Raw genomic sequence first — 17988 nt, 5'->3', positions numbered from 1 at the left:
TCGTTAATTAGATATATAAATTCATTCGCTCGTGCAAACAGCCTGTTTTGTGCGGGCTTTTTTCATTCTGGAAAAATTTTGGCTTTTTTGAGTTCTCAACTTAACAAATCACACCTGCCGTTCCCTATATGGTGCGGAAAGAGGGAGAACCACTTTTCACGTCATAGCGGAAAGGGGGTGAGATTGATGAAACCGTCTGACTTCCAGAAAACAGTTCAATGCCGTTTTGAAAGTTGTTTGAAGAAAGTTGTCCGTCATGTTGTTAAGGACTACCAGCAGAAATTAAAACGACGACAAGAGAAAGAAACGCTTTTTTGCGAACTCCCAGAAATCGTTGTAGAAAATATGGCTGTCTTGGACGATTATGAAACGGACTATACGATTTTCAATGTATGCGGTCACGATATTCGTGTTTATGATGATGAATTGGCAGAAGCCTTGAAACAGTTATCCGAGCGTAACCGTGAAACTTTGCTGATGTATTACTTCTTGGAAATGAACAACGAAGAAATTGCAAAAAAGCAGAATATTTCCAGAAGCGGTGTATTCCAAAATCGACATAACTCATTGGCACTTATGAAAAAATTACTAAAGGAGAAACAGTAAAATGAAGCAAACATTTAAGAAGCCGTCCTACTATTTGCTTTCACAAGCAATGGACGGGGACGAAAAAGCGATTGAAAAGATACTGGCATTTTATGACCCGTACATATCAAAGTGCTGTCTGCGTCCACTCTATGATGAATACGGTAATGTCTATATTGTCGTAGATATGGAGTTAAAAGGACTTATCCGAGAAGCACTTATCAAAATGATTTTAGGGTTTGATATTGCCTTAGAAATCGAAGAAGAATAACAAGCAGTAACCGCAGAGCATGATTTGTTCAATCCCCCTCTTTCCTGCTCTGCACCTGCTTTTACATGAAAGCAACACGCTTTCGCCACAGCTCTTTGACAACTGAATAAAGCAGACAGATACGTTTGTGAGATAGCGAGCCACGGGGACTGTACGCCACGACCTTTTCAAAAGAAAGCGAGCGACCCACGCAGTGATCCGAGAGCGACTATTGGAAAAGTCGTTTTGCCACGACCTATTCTCACAGAATAATGATACGTCCGCATGGTGCGGTTCTGCCCACAAGAATGGGAATAGTTGAGATACTAACGGAGCTTTCCAAAGCCGTCTGTCTGCTTCTGTAACTTATAAATAGACACACAGTAAAGGGGGTGTTACATTATGTTAAATACTGATGTGTTAAATGATGTGATGTTCCAGCGAGGTAAGGTGTTGGAATATGAATAAAACGAAGATAAGAGCAACGGAACAGCCGATTGCTGTTGATATAGAGGGACTGTCTGCTATGTTATCTTGTGGTCGTGCTACCGCAAGAAAGATTGGTGAGCAGGCAGGAGCAAAAATTGTGATAGGTCGCAGGGTTCTTTATTCCATAGAAAAAGTCAAGAAATACTTGTTATATTTGGAAGAATAGAGCGATTTTCTATTTATGTTCTCTGGCGTGTGTAGTATAATAAGAAAGGACAAAGCACGCTGTGAGAACAAGAAAAGAGGCTTTTTCAGAAAGGAATGGTTCTCATGGCAATTAGTAGAAAAGACCCAAAAGGAAGAAAATTAAGAGAGGGCGAAAACTGGCGTAATGATGGAAGATACAGTTATCGTTATACAGATGTAAGAACAGGCAAGAGATTGACAGTCTATGCACAAGATTTACCAAAGCTTCGAGAAAAAGAGAAACAGATTGCAAAGGATATGGAAGATAACATACTGACAGACGGGGCAATCAAAAAAATGACGCTTAACACGTTGTTTGAGCGTTATATGGCAACTCGTGAGCTGGCTGATACTACAAGAGTTAGTTATGTTCGTGCTTGGGAAAACAGAGTAAAAGACGAGATTGGAAATATTAAAGTTGTTCAGCTTTTACCCTCACATATTAAAGCGTATTATGCGAAACTTTCCAAAGCTGGATATGCTTATTCTACAATCAAGTATATTCACAACCTGCTTTATCCTGCATTAGAAATGGCTGTTGATGATGATATTATCCGAAAGAACCCTGCAAAAAGTTCCATTAGCGATTATGGAAAACCAGCAGAGGAAAAAGAAGCCTTAACTGTTTCTCAACAAGAAAAGTTTATGGAGTTTGTAAAACAGAGCAATGTCTATAACATATATTATCCTATGTTTACCATAATGATTGGTACGGGGTTAAGGTGTGGGGAGCTTATTGGTCTTACATGGAAAGATATAAATATCAAGGCAAAAACGGTTAATGTAGACCACCAGCTCATTTATAAGAATTTAGGCGACGGTTGCAAATTCCATATCTCAACACCAAAAACGGAGTCGGGTATTCGTATTATACCTATGACACAAGAAGTTGCAAAAGCCTTTGAGGAACAAAGGAAAATCAATTTCATGCTTGCAAAGGATAAGAGCATTGAGGTGGACGGGTATTCGGGGTTTGTCTTTACAGCGAAATCGGGCAGACCGCTTATGCCGAATGGCGTAAATAGTGTTTTATATAACATTGTAGACGCATATAACAAAACCGAAGTAGAGAGAGCAAAAAAAGAGCATAGGAAAGCAGAGCTGTTACCGAAGTTTTCAGCTCATGTAATGCGTCACACAGCTTGTACCAGAATGGCAGAGTGCCGTATGGACGTAAAAGTTCTTCAATATATTATGGGACACGCTCATATAGATGTAACAATGGAAGTGTATAACCATATTGGAGAGCTGACAAGGATTGAAAATGAGATTGCAAGACTAGATAGTATGGTGTTAAATGCTTGACACCATAAAAAGAAAAATTGGTGTCAAATTGGTGTCAAAACAGAAAAATCACAATTTCAAAAGAAATAAGATACTGCAAACCACTGATTTTAAAGGGTTTGCAAAAAAATAACAAAAATATTAGCACTCAACCCTTGACAGTGCTAATAATAAGTGTTATATTACAACTAGAACAAAGGAGGGGGAACAAAAAGAGAACAAAGAAATAAGTTCTATGAGATTCCTGATAACCTAAGTTCCAAAGAAACAAGGTAAAGATGCATAACTGAGAGTCCATCATATACAGATGGACGGTATAGAAAAGGAGAGATGACTTATGTTGATGCCTAGTATTTTTGGAGAAAATTTATTTGATGACTTTTTTGGAGATTTTCCATTTTATTATGATGACAGAGCAATGAAAGATACAGAGAAGAAACTTTACGGACGCAGAGCCAGCCATATAATGAAAACCGATATCAAGGAAACTGATAAAGGCTATGAACTGGTCGTAGATCTTCCGGGATTTACCAAAGATGAAGTAAAGGCTGACCTGGAGAATGGTTATCTGACTATCAGCGCTGAGAAAGGCCTGGACAAAGATGAGCAGGAAAAAGAGACAGGACGTTATATCCGTAAGGAACGTTACGCAGGTGCCTGTAGCCGTAGCTTCTATGTAGGTAAAGAAGTTGAGAAAGAAGACATTAAAGCAGAATTCAAACATGGTATCCTCACATTATTTGTACCAAAGAAAGAAGCAAAACCAGCAGTAGAACAGAAGAAAACAATTGCCATTGAAGGCTGATGAATAAATATTCTGACTGACCCGTTGAGGGTCAGCCAGAGATTATGAACAGATATAAAAAAATAAAAGCTTACACTAAAAGATTGAAGATAAAAGGTTGAAAAAACCTGTAAAGATAGATTTGGAAAGTAAATCTGGTGAACAGATTTGACATATATAAAATATATTAGAAAAGGAGATATGACTTATGTTAATGCCTAGTATTTTTGGAGAAAATTTATTTGATGACTTTTTTGGAGATTTCCCATTCTATTATGATGACAGAGCAATGAAAGATGCAGAGAAGAAACTTTATGGACATAAAGCAAATCATGTAATGAAAACTGATATCAAGGAAATGAATAATGGATACGAACTGGTTGTAGATCTTCCGGGATTTAAGAAAGATGAAGTCCATGCAGCACTTGAAAATGGTTATCTGACTATCAGCGCAGAGAAAGGCCTGGATAAAGACGAGAAGGAAAAAGAGACAGGACGTTATATCCGCAGAGAACGTTATGCAGGTACCTGCAGTCGTAGCTTTTATGTAGGTAAAGAAGTACATCAGGATGACATCAAAGCAGAATTCAAACATGGTATCCTGACATTATTTGTTCCGAAGAAAGAAGCAAAGCCAGCAGTGGAACAGAAGCACAGCATCTCCATTGAAGGATAATAGATGTTAAGTTACAGCAACGGGAGGTCAAATCTTTTGGCTTCCCGTTGTTTGCATAATGAGGATTGCAGAAATATGAAGTCAGGAATGATTGCGTTAGAATGTGTTTATGAGGGAAGGTGATGATATTGAAAAGAGACTACTATGAAGTTCTGGGCGTGAACAAAAACGCGGATGCAGCAACGATTAAGAAAGCATACAGAAAACTGGCCAAGAAATATCATCCGGACAGTAATGAGGGAAATGCTTCGGCAGCAGAGCACTTTAAGGAAGTAAATGAAGCCTATGATGTTCTGAGTGATGAGAAGAAGCGTAAACTGTATGATCAGTTTGGCCACGCTGCTTTTGAAGAAGGTGCCGGTAATTATGGAAATGCACAGGGCAGTGGATTTGGCGGAGCACAGGGCAATCCATTTGGCAGCGGTTTCCATGGTTCGTACAGTGATGGCAATGGTTATCATGAATATCATTTTGAAAATGGCGAAGATATGGATGATATCCTGAAGAACCTTTTTGGTGGTGGATTTAAGAAGAGTAAATCATCAGGTGGTTTTGGAAGCAGCGGATTTGGAGGCAGTGGCTTTCACGGAAGTGGTTTTGGCGGTTTCGGAAGTAACGGAACTGATGGATTCGGCAGTGGCTTTGGCACAGGTGGAAGTAATTTCCGCAGTCAGGGCTTTGGCGGTTCTTACAGCAGCAAAGGTGAGGATCTTCATGCAGAGGTTACTGTCAGCTTTGATGAAGCTGCTTTTGGTGGCAAGAAGGTTATCCGCCTGCAGAGCAGTAATGGTGGCGTCCAGAACTATGAAGTCAATATTCCGGCAGGTATTGAATCCGGTAAATCTATCAGACTTAAAGGAAAGGGATATCCGGGAGTTGGCGGAGGTGAATCCGGTGATCTGCTTCTGAAAGTAAATGTTCAGGATAAGCCCGGATATAAACGGGAAGGCAGAGATGTTTACACAACAGTGAATATCCCATTTACAACAGCAGTATTTGGCGGTGAGGCGAAGGTTCACACTATTTACGGTGATGTTCTCTGTAACATTAAACCGGGTACTCAGTCCGGAACGAAGATACGTCTGAGAGGTAAAGGTATTGTTGCAATGAACAATCCGTCTGTGCACGGTGATGAATATGCAACTGTACAGATTGAAGTTCCGACCAGTCTGACACCGGAAGCAAGACGGAAACTGAAAGAATTCGAACAGGAATGTAATGGAAACCGCAGAAGCCGTGGATTTGGCAGCGGGAGTGCGGCGTGAAGAGTAATCAGAAATATTTTTGAAAGAGAAACGAAAAGGATACATGCACAGTAACATTACCGTGTATGTATCCTTTTGTCATAATAGGGAAAAATATTCTGTGAGCTTTTTCTGATATAAAATATTGTTTATCTGGGTTCCTTTCCATCACGGAAGAGCATCATCATTTCCTTGGTCAGGCTGATATTATTGCCCTGATCCGGGATTTTATCACGTTCTACCCACTGTGCCATGGAGAGTTCTTCATGGTCAACGGTCAGGGTATCATCACCGTCTACATCACAGAAGAATCCAAACAGCAGAGAGCCGCTGAAGGACCATGGCTGGCTCTTGTAGTAGCGGAGATTTTTGACTTTCAGACCTACTTCTTCCATTACTTCACGGTGTACGGTTTCTTCGATGGTTTCCCCGATTTCTGCGAAACCTGCAATCAAAGCATAGCGTTTGAAGTTGCGTCCCTCATATTTGGAGAGGATGATCTTATCTTTGTTTGTAATCCCCACAATAACAGCAGGGCACAGAACCGGATATTCGTGATTGCCACAGGAAGGGCATTCCATCATACGTTCCTTCTGGCTGTGAACCATTGGTTTTCCGCAGCAGCCACAATGCTGACGTTTGCTGTACCACTGGAACAACTGATGTCCTGTAATCCCTGCAAATGCCAGATGTTGCGGATGTGCAGTACGCAGGACACGTACATCCTGAAATTCATAGTCAGGAAGAAGTGCATTATCCAGATGTGGAATCAGATAAAAGCGCTGGTCATCAATGGAGAAGAGGTAGATATAGTTCACATAAAGATTATCGAGCCGTCCCTCTAATTCCTGGAAACGTGGAAATGTGATTGCCTCTTCACGATTCTGTCGGGGAAGAAGAATTCTGCCATTTTCATAGGTGAGGATGAAGCTGTCTTTATCCGGGGCAGATGGTTTGTATTCGTTATGGTAAATATGTGGTGCGATGTCTTGAATCATAATGTAATAGTCCTTTTCTGAAAAATATGAGGAGATAATGAGAATACCCTGAAAGGTACAGACTGTTTAACAGTCGGTTTATTATCTGCTCATAGTATATTCCTGAGCTTTTATAAAAGCAAGAGACAAAAATATCTGATTATAAAAAGATATTTCAAAAAAATAGTAAGCTCTGAAAAAAATAAAATAGCGTATTGCGCTTTGAAAAAGCAAGTGGTATAATCAACTCAGAAAATTGGTAATACCAAAAAAGAGAACGAGTAGTACTTCAAGGAGGGCTTTTACAGTTATGGGTTACGTGAAATGGAGTTATGACACATTAAATACTTTTTGCCACGATGTATTTCGAAAGTTTGGTTTCAATGAGGAACAGACCAATATTATTAAAGATGTTTTACTTACCGCAGATCTGTACGGGATTGAGAGTCACGGAATGCAGAGAATGGTAAGATATGATAAAGGAATTGAGAAAGGTACGATTCATCCGGATGCGGAACCGGAGGTTGTATTTGAGACACCTGTATCAGCAGTGATCGACGGACATGACGGAATGGGACAGTTGATCAGTCATTTTGCAATGGAGAAAGCAATTGAGAAAGCAAAAAAAACAGGCGTTGGTTTCGTTTCAGTAAGAAATTCCAATCATTTTGGTATTGCAGGATATTATGCGGAAATGGCTTCTAAACAGGGACTGCTTGGAATGGCATGCACTAACTCAGAAGCAATCATGGTACCTACCTTTGGACGTAAGGCAATGTTAGGTTCCAACCCGATCGCAGTAGCGATGCCTGCAGAGCCATATCCGTTTCTCTTTGACTGCTCTACAACAGTTGTAACCAGAGGAAAACTGGAAATGTATAATAAATCAGGTAAACAGCTTCCTGAGGGCTGGGCTCTCGGAGCAGACGGACATGAAAGTACGGATGCACCGGCTGTACTTGCAAATATTGTTGGCAAAAAAGGCGGCGGAATTATGCCACTTGGTGGAAATAAAGAAGTGAATGGAAGCCATAAAGGTTATGGATATGGAATGCTCTGTGAGATTTTCAGTTCTATTCTTTCTATGGGTGTTACTTCTGATAAATGCTGTACATTTAAAGATAAGACAGGTATCTGCCATGGATTTGCAGCAATCGATCCTGCAATCTTCGGAAATGCAGATGATATCAAGGCGCATTTCTCAGAATATCTGGAAACTCTTCGCCAGAGTCCGAAGGCCGAAGGTGCAGAGCAGATTTATACTCATGGTGAGAAAGAAATTATGGCAGAAAAAGAACGCAGGGAAAATGGCATTCCAGTAAATGACAATACTATGGTTGAACTGGCTAATCTCTGCAATTATCTGAAGATAGATTTTGGAGCTTATTTTAAAGATTATGAGCTGCCAAAAGACAGTAAATTTTTCGGTGGAAATTATTAAATACAAAACATCAACAAAAATCATTAAATAAAAATTACAAAACAAAAACTGCTAAACAGAACCCATCGTACTGATAATATTAACTATAAAATATATGAAATATACCTTTTTTTGAGACAACCGTTTATCAGTATGTGGAAATAAAAAAGAGACTGCATAGTTTCGTACTGTTTGTAAAAATTACAGATAGTATGAAACCATGCAGCCTTTTTATTATATCAATCACAGGAAATTATTCCGTAATGTTTCTATGATTGATATAATAAAGCCCTTCGGGCATAATCGCACTGCGGCGGAGAGGAATTATGTCGCTAAAACGATCCGCCGCAGGAAAGAATCCTGCAAGCAGGATTCTTTCCTGAACAAGAGAGCAAATTTTAATGTTCTTTTGTGTCTTTATTTTTGTGTGAGTTCATGTCATCGTTGTCGGTCATGAGGTATTTGCGGATGCCGAAAAGTATTGCAATACTGATAACACCGAGAAGTGTCTCATTTGGACCGAGATGTTCAACGACCATCTGACGTGCAGTGGCAAACATCAGAACTTCGACAACTGTCTGTGCGGAATGTTGGCAGAGCATTTTTACAAACTCTACGCCGACTACCAGGGACAATGCCTGAGACAGGAAACTGGTAAAGAATTCTGTGTCCATATCGGGAACAGCAGTGCCTGCAACTTCCATGATAAGACGGATTCCGGCCAATGCGATCACTACAAGGATGATGATAGACAGCACGATTTCTGTGTAGCGTGAGATATTGTAAATGATACTATTAAAATGTTTGCGAATGTTGTGGTTTATTTCTTTTTTGGGGCTCATGATAGAGAGAGTCCTTTCATTATTATATTTTTACCTGATCAGGTAGGTACCCTGCTTAAATAAGAGATCTCTACCTGACTATTGGGCAAAAGCAAAATCCATAAAAAATCGCCTTTGGCAATAAGATTTTGCTATATCTATACCCAAACACTTTGCGGAATAGCAGGCTGTTAAATGGTTGTATTTAATACAGATAATCCTTGTTTACATATCCATACAGATAAAGTTTCGGAGAGTAAACATACCAGTATTGTGCATCACTTGAATCAATAAGCTGAACGGTGTCACCGGAATATAATTGTCCGATTTCGTTAGAAGAATCGTATGCTTTGGCATTACGAAGAGCCAGATAACCTGTGGCAACACTTACAGTTTTAGTGGTGTATGCTGTTCCACCGATGAGATAATCCTTATTTACATAACCGTTCATATCATATTTTGGAGCATAGACATACCAATACTGGGAATCGCTGGTATCCAGTAGCTGAACAGTATCGCCGGAATATAACTGTCCGATTTCATTGGAGGAATCGTAAGCTTTCTGGGTGCGAAGAGCCAGATAACCGGTAGCAACACTTACTGTTCTTGATTCACCATAATAACGGGAAACACTCTGCGTACTTGCTCCGCCGCCACTGTAATATAAATAGTCTTTATTTACATATCCATAGCAGTTCAGCTTCGGAGCGTAGACATACCAATATTGTGGATCACTGCTGTCAGAAACAGATACGGTATCGCCGGAATATAACTTCCCGATTTCGTTAGAAGAATCGTATGCTTTAGCATTGCGGAGAGCCAGGTATCCTTTGCTTACACTAACTGTATAGGAAGTAGAATAAGAGTAGCCGCCTGACTGGGAATAGAGGGAAACCAGATAATCATTGTTTACATATCCCCAACAGTCATATTTCGGAGAATAAACATACCAATAGTCGCCATTGGTATATTCTGTAACTTCAACCAGATCGCCGGAATATAGTTCTCCGATTTCATTGGAAGAATCATATGCCATGGAAGAGCGGAGAGCCAGATAACCTTTACTTACACTTACTTCATAGGTATTGGAGGATGCCTCAACATCCTGAGAACTACAAGGTATGGACGCAGCGGCAACTGCGGCTACGAGCATCATAGGAATTATAACATTTTTTCTTTTCTTCATAAGTAGATCCTCCTTCTGGTTATTACCATATGGTGTAGAGCCACGTAGCGGAAGCGGATTGCGAATATCCGATTGATTACATCGTTGCTGAAATAACTATTGTACCGACAAGTTGATTCTATACTCTATACCACTATGTGTTTGCATATTTGTTCGAACAGATAAAAAATCTCAATAATAAAGCTTTTGCTCTTGAAATCTGACATATTAAGTTATGATGTTAGTTATTGTAGTAGTCATAGATAGTTCTGCTCAGTGATGCAATCGTATTCTGGGCGTTCCCGGCACTGGAGAGATTCTGTGACATAAATACGATAACGAGATCGTTTGCGGCATCGTAGATAATTCCGGCATCATTCTCTACATTATCAAGTTCGCCTGTTTTATTTGCCGTCTTCACTCCATCCGGAAGCATGGCTGGAATTTTGTTCTGACGTGTCTGTGCTTTAAGCAGGGCATACATATCAGAAGCATGGGCGTAACTGGACTCTTCTTCTTTGTAAACTTCAATGAGAAAATGTCCACAGTCATTTACGGATGTATAATTGTCATCCTGATCGTTGCTTGCCAGAAGCATACGTCCCATATGAGTCTGGGTATAACCATGTTCCTGACAGAAACTGTTGACAGCCTGCATACCTGCACTGGAGTTCCCGCCACCCAGATAGGTTGTCAATGTATTGGCAGCATCGTTATCGCTGACTGTGATCATGGAGTGCAGATTAGAATCTACGGAATCTTTGCCGTATTGTCCAATGATCTGGTCATAATTTTCATAAATTGCTCCCATAATATAAAGCTTAATCAGGCTGGCTGCCTGCATAGTCTGGTCATTGATGCTTCCTTCTGTTTCATTTATAAGATCAGAAACAAAAACAGACCAGCTGCCGTTATCTGCAGGGAGCTGTCCCTGAATTTGATTTAAGAGTGTCTGAAGTGCTTCATCTGTGACTGGCTCGTCTGAAGCTGATGTTCTGCCAAATACGCTGTCAGAATTTTCAGAAGAGGGGGAGAGTGTACCCTGCTCCGTTTCTGCTACTGCTACGTTTGTTTCTGCTGCGTAGCCGGTGGATACAGGAGCTGCAAGGAGACTCACTGATAGCAGGGGAAGCAAAAGCTTTTTTAAATTCATTGTGTTCACCGCCTGTTAAATAAATATTTGTAGATATTAAAATTATAGCGTGTATGGGGAGAAGTTACAAGTATAATTGAGTGGATAATAACGATATTAGTTACTGTTCACTCCGTTCTCAGTAACACGCTTCGCGATGCACAGAATTTATGCTATTCGCATAAATTCGCGCGGTATGTCTCGGGATTTTGGCATTCTCATGCCAAAACACCTCGCGGGATAGTGGCGTGTGAACAGTAACTGATATTATTACAGTTTTTATTACTGTTCACACGCTAAAAAACAGATTATTCATACAAATTGTAGGAATACAGAGGCGGAAATTCCGCATATCTGCTTATATATTTTGAAGTATACAAATGATACAATAAAATCATCGAAAACGAGATAAAGAGCGACAATTTAACTAAATAAATATGGGAATGTGGGGGCGTTTCCTGAATTATATGAGGAGGTAGATCGTATGTTAACACCAAAACAGAATATGCTTGAAGTAATAAAAGGCGGTAATCCTGACAGATTTGTCAATCAGTATGAAGCAGTGCAGCTTCTGTTTCATCCATTTATGTTTGCTAACCCGCTTCTTGAGCCGGGACAGGAAAATGTGGTAAATGCATGGGGCGTAACAAATACTTTCCCGAAAGGAGTTCCGGGTTCTTTCCCTGTACATACTCCTGATAAGATCGTAGTAAAGGATATCGAAGACTGGCAAGATTATGTTCATGCACCGTCTCTGAAATTTACTCAGGATCAGTGGGATATGGTGAAAGCCCAGTATGATGCAGTTGATGGTGAGCAGGCTTTTAAAGCAGCTTTCGTAGCACCGGGATTATTTGAGCAGACGCATCATCTCTGTGAGATCAGCAATGCGCTGGTTTACTATATTACCAATCCGGATGAAATGCATGATCTGATTAAGTATCTGACAGAATGGGAGCTGGAGCTGGCAGAAGGTATCTGTTCTAATCTTCATCCAGATGCAATTTTCCATCATGATGACTGGGGTGGACTGGACAGCACATTTATGAGTCCGGCAATGTTTGATGAATTTTTACTTGAGCCATATAAAGAAATTTATGGATATTATCATAGTCATGGAGTTGAACTGGTTATCCATCATTCTGACAGCTATGCTGCAACACTGGTTCCGTCTATGATCGAGATGGGAATTGATGTATGGCAGGGATGTATGGAGACAAATAATCTTCCGGAACTGATTAAGAAATATGGTGGCAAGATCAGTTTCATGGGCGGTATTGAGAATCGCGCAGTAGACTTCGAAGGCTGGACAGATGAGAACTGTGATGCAGTTGTACGTCGTGTATGTGAGGAATGCGGTAATAAATACTTTATTCCTTGTATTGCGCAGGGTGGTCCTGGTTCTGTTTATCCGGGAGTTTACAAATCCCTTTGCGATTCTATTGATAAGCTGAATGAAGAGAAGTTTGGTATTAAGGCTTCTGAGTCTACAAGACTTCCATGGCAGATTATGTTTTAACTGAATCAAGCAAGTCCCCCTGCTTCAATTGCGAGGTGCAATAAGCAGCGGGTGGGGACTATTAAATAAATGGACTGATTTTTAGTCTGGCAAGAGTTGAAAGAGACAGCTGGAGGTGTTTGCAAAATGATTATTATTGGTGAGAAAATTAATGGTTCTATTCCGTCAGTAGCAGAAGCAATCGCGAAAAGGGACGCAGAGTTTATCAAAGCGAGAGCAAAACTTCAGGCGGATAGTGGAGCTACATATATTGACTGTTGTGCTTCTGTTCCGGAGGCAGAGGAAGTGGAAATCCTGAAATGGATGATCGATTGTATTCAGGAGGTTACAGATCTTCCGATTTCTATCGACAGTCCAAGTCCGGATGTTCTGGCACAGGCATATAAATTCTGTAAGAAACCTGGAATTTTTAACTCTGTATCAGGAGAGGGACATAAGATTGATACGATTTTCCCGATTATGGCGGAGCCTGGAAATGAAGGCTGGCAGGTAATTGCATTGCTTAGTGATAATACAGGAATTCCGAAATGTGCAGCAGATCGTCTGAAAGTTTTTGACAAGATTATGGCGAAAGCAAAAGAATATGGAATTGCGCCGAACAGAATTCATATTGATCCGCTGGTTGAAATGCTCTGTACTTCAGAGGATGGAATTGCTACAAATATTGAGACGATCACAAGTGTACGCGAACAGTATCCGACCATTCATATCACAGCTGCTATCAGTAATATTTCTTTCAATCTGCCGGTCCGTAAACTGATCAATTATGGTTTCCTGGTGCTGGCAATGAATGCAGGACTGGACAGTGGAATTATGGATCCGACCAACAGAGATATGCTGGGACTGGTTTATGCGACAGAGGCTTTACTGGGACTGGATGATTATTGCATGGAATATATCGGAGCGTACAGAGAAGGTCTGATCGGACCGGTAAAGAAGTGATAGTTTATTAAAACTGAAGCAAAAAATGGTTACGTTTTTAGAGAAAGATAACAGGGAGGTTTTGATTATGTCTAAAATAAATGAAGTTGCGGAATTAGTTGAAAAAGGAAAAGCGAAATTAGTAGGACCGGCTGTTCAGGAAGCAATTGATGAGGGTGATGATCCGGTTGCGATTCTGAATGATGGTATGATCAGTGCAATGTCTATTGTTGGTGATAAATTTAAAAATGGTGAGATTTTTGTTCCGGAGATGCTTGTTGCAGCACGTGCGATGAAGAAAGGTGTTGAGGTTCTGAAACCACATCTGGCATCTGGTTCTACAGGTGCACTTGGTAAGGTTATCATTGCTACTGTTTCCGGTGACCTTCATGATATTGGTAAGAATCTGGTTGCTATGATGATCGAGAGTGCCGGTTTTGAAGTGATCGATCTGGGTGTTGATGTTCCGGCGGCTAAGATTATCGAGTGCTATAAGGAGAATCCGGATGTTAAGATCATTGCACTTTCTGCTCTGCTGACAACTACAATGCCGGCACTGAAAGAGACTGTTGAGGCTTTGAATGCGGCAGATTTCAGAGGTAATATCAAGGTTATGGTTGGCGGTGCGCCGATTACTGAAGAGTTTGCTGAAGAGATTGGGGCTGACGGATATTCTGATGATGCGGCCAGCGCAGCATCACTGGCTAAGAAGCTGGCTGCGGCTTAAGCTGATCGAGAGGGTCTGAGACAGATCCTGGATAAGTGGGTTAAAAGCATAACATGAAAAGGGGGACTGCTCTGTGATGGGGTGGTCCCTTTGATGTTTTTAGTGATATAATGTACTTGTACTTGAAGGGACGCTCAGCAAAATATTTCATTTTGAGTGCGGTTTCGGGAGCTAAGATATTCTAAGTCTGAAAAAATCTGCTAAAGGCATGAGCCGCCCTGTCAAACTCGCTCCGTTGCAAACTTCGCTCAGACACGTGAGGCGAGCGACTTATAACGCAGATTTTTTCGGACTAAGAATATCTAAGTTCCCTGCAAATGCACTTAAAATGAAATATTTTGCTGAGCTGGTTACTGGGCATAGGAGGTTTTTTATGGCTTGGGTGAGGTTTGTCAGAGAAGGTAAATGTATAGAGGTGGAAGATGGCAGTTCTGTTCTGGAGGCGGAGATTCGGGCTGGGTTGAGACCGGATGCACCTTGTGGGGGACAGGGGAAATGTGGTAAGTGCTTGGTGAAGTTGAATGGGAAGATTATTAAAGCTTGTCAGGTGAAGTTGAATGTTGATGTGAAAGCTGAAGCTGGGAAGGAATATCTGGTGGAGACATTGGATAGGAGTGAGGCTGCGAAGATTCTGACGGATGGTTTTAACAGAGAAGTTGTGTTTGCACCAGGACTTCGGATGATGCGGGTTTTGCTGGAGAAGGCGAAACCTGGGGAGAAGAGGTCGGACTGGCAGAGATTGTTGGATGAGTTGGAGAGTGTGGATGGTGAAGTTCGGGCTGATGAGATGGAAGTGGATTTGAAACTGGCGGGGGAGTTATATGAGAAGCGTCGGGAGTCGGATGCGTGGTATGTGATTTACAGCAGACGTCGAATATTAGAATTGAGAAAAGAAATTGGCAGGAGGTGTCTGGCAGCGTTTGATATTGGGACGACTACGATTGCGGGGTATCTTCTGGATGGTGTAGATGGCAGGACTCTGGCAGTGGAGAGCAAGATGAATCCTCAGGCACAGTATGGTGCGGATGTGATTATGCGGGCGAATTATGCGTTGGAGCATGGAACAGAGGCGCTGAGTCTGTGTATTCGGGAAGTTGTTAATGAGATGATTGGAAGCCTGGCTGAGAAGGCAGGGATTGGCAGGAGTGATATTTTCCAGATTTGTGTTGTGGGAAATACCTGTATGCATCATTTGTTTCTTGGGATTTCTCCGGCTTCGTTGGTGCATGCGCCTTATACACCGGCGGTGAGTGAACGGCTTGTGTCAGATGCCGGGGATTATGGCCTGAATGTTCAGAAACGGGCGGAGTTGATTTTATTGCCGGATATTGCCGGATATGTGGGGGCGGATACCTGTGGATGTCTGCTGGCAGTACGGCAGGATATGAAAGAGGAAATTTCGCTGATGATTGATATTGGTACGAATGGTGAGATGGTTCTTGGGAATAGGGAGAGACTGGTGACTTGTTCTACCGCGGCTGGTCCGGCTTTTGAAGGGGCTAAGATTGAATGTGGAATGCGTGGAGCGAAAGGGGCTGTGGATCATGTAAGGTTTGAGAATGGAGAATGGAGTTATACAACTGTGGGAAGTAAACCAGCAGCCGGGTTGTGTGGTTCGGGACTTATTGATCTGGTTGCCGGGCTTCTGGATGCGGGATTGCTGGATGAGAATGGTGTGCTGAACAGTGGACAGGAGAACCGTAGTGCATTTATGCTTGTGCCGCCAAATGAGGCAGGGAATGAAAAGGGTGTTTATCTTACACAGAAGGACGTCGGGGAGGTTCAGCTTGCGAAGGCTGCTATTGCGGCGGGGATTCAGATGCTTATGGAGCGGCTGGAGATTACGGAAAAGGAAATCCAGACGGTATATATTGCGGGGGCTTTTGGCAATTATATGAATCCGGTGAGTGCCGGGAAGATTGGTTTGCTGCCGGCATCGTTGGTTGAAAAAGTGAAGCCGGTCGGAAATGCCGCAGGGGAAGGTGCGAAGATTGCTCTTGTGAATGAGAAGGAAATGCTGGATATGGACGAACTGGTGAGGAAGATTGAGTTCGTGGAACTGGCGGCTTCACCGGAATTTCAAGATTGTTTTATTGATGAACTGGGGTTTCCTGAGAGAGAGGAGGAACCGAAATGTTAGATATAAAGAAGTTAGAACAGATGGGAATGGAACAGGGGTTTTCGCATGTAGCGTTATTGGATTGTGATACGATTGAGCTGAAGCCGGAGGTGCGGCAGATGTGTGCTTCAGATACATGTCATAAGTATAATAAGTGCTGGAGCTGCCCGCCAGGGTGTGGCTCTCTTGAGGAGTGTGAAAAGAGAGTTCGAAATTATAAGTATGGAATCATTGTTCAGACAGTGGGGGAATTGGAAGATGCCCTTGATGGAGAGAGCATGATGGAGACGGAGGCCAGACATAAGGAGTATTTTGTGGAGTTTGAGAAGAAACTGAGAGAGATTTATCCGGATATGCTTGCAATTGGCGCAGGGTGTTGTACGAAATGTAAGGTTTGTACTTATCCCGATGCTCCGTGCAGATTTCCGAAGCAGGCTTTTTCTTCGATGGAGGCTTACGGAATGTTGGTGACTCAGGTCTGTCAGGCAAATGGGTTGAAGTATTATTATGGAGACTGTACGATTGCTTATACGAGCTGTTATTTATTAGAGTAGATAGTATTTCTGTTTATATAAGAGAATTCAGCTTTTTCATAAAATGTGTTGATGACTGTTGGATGTACTGGTGTATAGCGAATAATAATTGTTACGGTTCGGTTATGAGCAAGTAGCGAAAGCGGATTGCGAATATCCGATTGACTCTCATTACTAATAGCCAGAATGGAATCAGAGAGAATGAGTTACTGAGAACGGAGCGAACAGTAACCGAGAATGAGAACAGAATATAAAATGCCGGTATTTTTCGTTGTAAATAATCTGGTGCTATGATAAAATAAATACATTGAAAAAGCAGTGATGAAAGTAAAAGTCCTTCGCCGTAAGGCGGGGGATTTTTTTGTAGAAGAATGGTTAAGGGCGGGCTTGATGATATGACAGTACTTGAGCAGTTACAAAAAGCAATTGAAGACGGACATCCGGGGGATACGGAGAAGCTGGTGAGAGAAGCATTGAAGCAGCATATTTCTTCCGCGCGGATTGTGGAAGAAGCAATGACTCCTGCGATGAGAACAGTGGGAGAGAATTATAAATCTAATGGTGCGGATATTATCAGGATTCTGGCGGCGGCCCGGAGCGTGCGTAAAGGATTTGAGCTGTTGGAGGAGCAGGATACACAGTTTGGCAGAAGAAATATTGGAACTGTGATTCTGGGAACTGTGGAGGGAGATCTTCATGATGTGGGTAAGAATCTGGTTGCAGTTATGTTCCGTAGTGCGGGATTTAAGGTTATCGACCTTGGCGTGGATATTTCGGAGAAGCAGTTTCTACGTGCTGTGAAACAGAATCCGGATGTGTCAATCGTTTGTATTTCCTCTCTTCTTAGCACTTCTATTCCGGAGATGGAGCAGGTGGTGAAGTCGCTGAAGCGAAGCAGCAGTAAGCATAAATTTAAGATTATGGTTGGCGGTGGTGCAGTGACAAAACAGCTGGCGAAAGATATGGGGGCAGATGCGTATACAGAAAATTGCATTGAGGCTGTGGAAGTTGCCAAGACGTTTATTGTATAATGCGTGTGAATTAGTGGTAAAGAGGAGCCAATGAAAGAATCTGAATAACAGCCAGAATGAAGAAGGTTGCTAATTAGCGTGAGCCATATCAGAATCAGCTTATGAATTATGTGACGGGAGGAACG

Annotated in this window: 18 protein-coding genes; 14 read left to right on the top strand and 4 right to left on the bottom strand. The window is 41.8% G+C overall.

What is annotated here, in order from left to right:
- The first annotated feature begins 186 nt into the window (after positions 1-186).
- The 7 genes from WKT11_RS18055 (at position 187) to WKT11_RS18025 (ending at position 5519) form a co-directional block, all read left to right on the top strand.
- Positions 187-606, top strand: coding sequence for an RNA polymerase sigma factor (locus tag WKT11_RS18055; RefSeq protein WP_021414782.1), 420 nt, complete (start codon positions 187-189; stop codon positions 604-606).
- Position 607: 1 nt separating this feature from the next.
- The gene (locus WKT11_RS18050; RefSeq protein WP_004613734.1) at positions 608-856 is read left to right on the top strand and encodes a helix-turn-helix domain-containing protein; all 249 of its coding nucleotides are present in this window, start codon (positions 608-610) and stop codon (positions 854-856) included.
- Between the two features lie 439 nt (positions 857-1295).
- Complete coding sequence (locus tag WKT11_RS18045; protein WP_004614488.1) at positions 1296-1490, top strand: hypothetical protein; 195 nt, start codon at positions 1296-1298, stop codon at positions 1488-1490.
- Between the two features lie 104 nt (positions 1491-1594).
- Positions 1595-2815, top strand: a complete 1221-nt coding sequence (locus WKT11_RS18040) for a tyrosine-type recombinase/integrase (protein ID WP_021414780.1) — start codon at positions 1595-1597, stop codon at positions 2813-2815.
- A 316-nt stretch (positions 2816-3131) separates the two neighbouring features.
- Entirely contained in the window at positions 3132-3599 is a 468-nt protein-coding gene (locus WKT11_RS18035; protein WP_008705428.1) for an Hsp20/alpha crystallin family protein, read from the top strand.
- 187 nt (positions 3600-3786) lie between these two features.
- A complete protein-coding gene (locus WKT11_RS18030) occupies positions 3787-4254 on the top strand; it encodes an Hsp20/alpha crystallin family protein (protein WP_117845887.1) in 468 nt (155 codons plus the stop codon).
- Positions 4255-4379: 125 nt separating this feature from the next.
- A complete protein-coding gene (locus WKT11_RS18025) occupies positions 4380-5519 on the top strand; it encodes a DnaJ C-terminal domain-containing protein (protein WP_243009945.1) in 1140 nt (379 codons plus the stop codon).
- A gap of 128 nt (positions 5520-5647) precedes the next feature.
- On the opposite strand, the gene nudC is transcribed toward WKT11_RS18025, so the two are convergent.
- Complete coding sequence (nudC, locus tag WKT11_RS18020; RefSeq protein WP_118247774.1) at positions 5648-6496, bottom strand: NAD(+) diphosphatase; 849 nt, start codon at positions 6494-6496, stop codon at positions 5648-5650.
- A gap of 289 nt (positions 6497-6785) precedes the next feature.
- Between nudC and WKT11_RS18015 the strand changes: the two genes are divergently transcribed.
- Positions 6786-7916 carry an Ldh family oxidoreductase gene (locus tag WKT11_RS18015; protein ID WP_118137237.1) on the top strand — a complete coding sequence of 377 codons (1131 nt, stop codon included), beginning with the start codon at positions 6786-6788 and terminating at the stop codon, positions 7914-7916.
- A gap of 377 nt (positions 7917-8293) precedes the next feature.
- Here the strand turns inward: WKT11_RS18015 and WKT11_RS18010 are convergent, their stop codons facing one another.
- From WKT11_RS18010 to WKT11_RS18000, 3 genes are all read right to left on the bottom strand, one after another.
- Positions 8294-8737, bottom strand: a complete 444-nt coding sequence (locus WKT11_RS18010) for a phosphate-starvation-inducible PsiE family protein (protein ID WP_118591185.1) — start codon at positions 8735-8737, stop codon at positions 8294-8296.
- Between the two features lie 184 nt (positions 8738-8921).
- Positions 8922-9902 (bottom strand): hypothetical protein, encoded by a 981-nt coding sequence (locus WKT11_RS18005; protein WP_242986768.1) that lies wholly within the window; start codon positions 9900-9902, stop codon positions 8922-8924.
- 220 nt (positions 9903-10122) lie between these two features.
- On the bottom strand, positions 10123-11034 hold the full coding sequence (locus WKT11_RS18000; protein ID WP_178761337.1) for a serine hydrolase: 912 nt from the start codon (positions 11032-11034) through the stop codon (positions 10123-10125).
- 463 nt (positions 11035-11497) lie between these two features.
- Here WKT11_RS18000 and WKT11_RS17995 point away from each other — a divergent pair, with 463 nt between their 5' ends.
- The 6 genes from WKT11_RS17995 to WKT11_RS17970 all read left to right on the top strand — a co-directional run bounded on the left by WKT11_RS17995 (position 11498) and on the right by WKT11_RS17970 (position 17863).
- Positions 11498-12532 (top strand): uroporphyrinogen decarboxylase family protein, encoded by a 1035-nt coding sequence (locus WKT11_RS17995; RefSeq protein ID WP_117675997.1) that lies wholly within the window; start codon positions 11498-11500, stop codon positions 12530-12532.
- A gap of 126 nt (positions 12533-12658) precedes the next feature.
- Complete coding sequence (locus tag WKT11_RS17990; protein ID WP_118137233.1) at positions 12659-13474, top strand: methyltetrahydrofolate cobalamin methyltransferase; 816 nt, start codon at positions 12659-12661, stop codon at positions 13472-13474.
- A gap of 67 nt (positions 13475-13541) precedes the next feature.
- On the top strand, positions 13542-14180 hold the full coding sequence (locus WKT11_RS17985; protein WP_117676001.1) for a corrinoid protein: 639 nt from the start codon (positions 13542-13544) through the stop codon (positions 14178-14180).
- A 373-nt stretch (positions 14181-14553) separates the two neighbouring features.
- On the top strand, positions 14554-16320 hold the full coding sequence (locus WKT11_RS17980) for an ASKHA domain-containing protein (protein WP_243098879.1): 1767 nt from the start codon (positions 14554-14556) through the stop codon (positions 16318-16320).
- Entirely contained in the window at positions 16314-16853 is a 540-nt protein-coding gene (locus WKT11_RS17975; RefSeq protein ID WP_118137229.1) for a DUF2284 domain-containing protein, read from the top strand. Before WKT11_RS17980 ends, WKT11_RS17975 begins: the two co-directional genes overlap by 7 nt.
- Positions 16854-17227: 374 nt before the next feature.
- Positions 17228-17863 (top strand): cobalamin B12-binding domain-containing protein, encoded by a 636-nt coding sequence (locus tag WKT11_RS17970; RefSeq protein ID WP_117677594.1) that lies wholly within the window; start codon positions 17228-17230, stop codon positions 17861-17863.
- The last annotated feature ends 125 nt before the right edge of the window (positions 17864-17988 follow it).

This window comes from Blautia sp. HCN-1074, assembly GCF_037890165.1.
Classification (GTDB): domain Bacteria; phylum Bacillota; class Clostridia; order Lachnospirales; family Lachnospiraceae; genus Blautia_A.
Note: the sequence above shows the minus strand (reverse complement) of the source record. Positions and strands in the feature narration are given on the sequence as shown.

What these genes read in the sequence shown, in the direction of transcription:
- WKT11_RS17985 (WP_117676001.1), top strand. Translation starts at nt 13,542, where the DNA reads ATGTCTAAAATAAATGAAGTTGCGGAATTAGTTGAAAAAGGAAAAGCG.
- WKT11_RS18015 (WP_118137237.1), top strand. Translation starts at nt 6,786, where the DNA reads ATGGGTTACGTGAAATGGAGTTATGACACATTAAATACTTTTTGCCAC.
- WKT11_RS18030 (WP_117845887.1), top strand. Translation starts at nt 3,787, where the DNA reads ATGTTAATGCCTAGTATTTTTGGAGAAAATTTATTTGATGACTTTTTT.
- WKT11_RS18040 (WP_021414780.1), top strand. Translation starts at nt 1,595, where the DNA reads ATGGCAATTAGTAGAAAAGACCCAAAAGGAAGAAAATTAAGAGAGGGC.
- WKT11_RS18000 (WP_178761337.1), bottom strand. Translation starts at nt 11,034, where the DNA reads ATGAATTTAAAAAAGCTTTTGCTTCCCCTGCTATCAGTGAGTCTCCTT.
- WKT11_RS18050 (WP_004613734.1), top strand. Translation starts at nt 608, where the DNA reads ATGAAGCAAACATTTAAGAAGCCGTCCTACTATTTGCTTTCACAAGCA.
- WKT11_RS18045 (WP_004614488.1), top strand. Translation starts at nt 1,296, where the DNA reads ATGAATAAAACGAAGATAAGAGCAACGGAACAGCCGATTGCTGTTGAT.
- WKT11_RS18010 (WP_118591185.1), bottom strand. Translation starts at nt 8,737, where the DNA reads ATGAGCCCCAAAAAAGAAATAAACCACAACATTCGCAAACATTTTAAT.
- WKT11_RS18055 (WP_021414782.1), top strand. Translation starts at nt 187, where the DNA reads ATGAAACCGTCTGACTTCCAGAAAACAGTTCAATGCCGTTTTGAAAGT.
- WKT11_RS17970 (WP_117677594.1), top strand. Translation starts at nt 17,228, where the DNA reads ATGACAGTACTTGAGCAGTTACAAAAAGCAATTGAAGACGGACATCCG.
- WKT11_RS17995 (WP_117675997.1), top strand. Translation starts at nt 11,498, where the DNA reads ATGTTAACACCAAAACAGAATATGCTTGAAGTAATAAAAGGCGGTAAT.
- WKT11_RS17975 (WP_118137229.1), top strand. Translation starts at nt 16,314, where the DNA reads ATGTTAGATATAAAGAAGTTAGAACAGATGGGAATGGAACAGGGGTTT.
- WKT11_RS18035 (WP_008705428.1), top strand. Translation starts at nt 3,132, where the DNA reads ATGTTGATGCCTAGTATTTTTGGAGAAAATTTATTTGATGACTTTTTT.
- WKT11_RS17990 (WP_118137233.1), top strand. Translation starts at nt 12,659, where the DNA reads ATGATTATTATTGGTGAGAAAATTAATGGTTCTATTCCGTCAGTAGCA.
- WKT11_RS18005 (WP_242986768.1), bottom strand. Translation starts at nt 9,902, where the DNA reads ATGAAGAAAAGAAAAAATGTTATAATTCCTATGATGCTCGTAGCCGCA.
- nudC (WP_118247774.1), bottom strand. Translation starts at nt 6,496, where the DNA reads ATGATTCAAGACATCGCACCACATATTTACCATAACGAATACAAACCA.
- WKT11_RS17980 (WP_243098879.1), top strand. Translation starts at nt 14,554, where the DNA reads ATGGCTTGGGTGAGGTTTGTCAGAGAAGGTAAATGTATAGAGGTGGAA.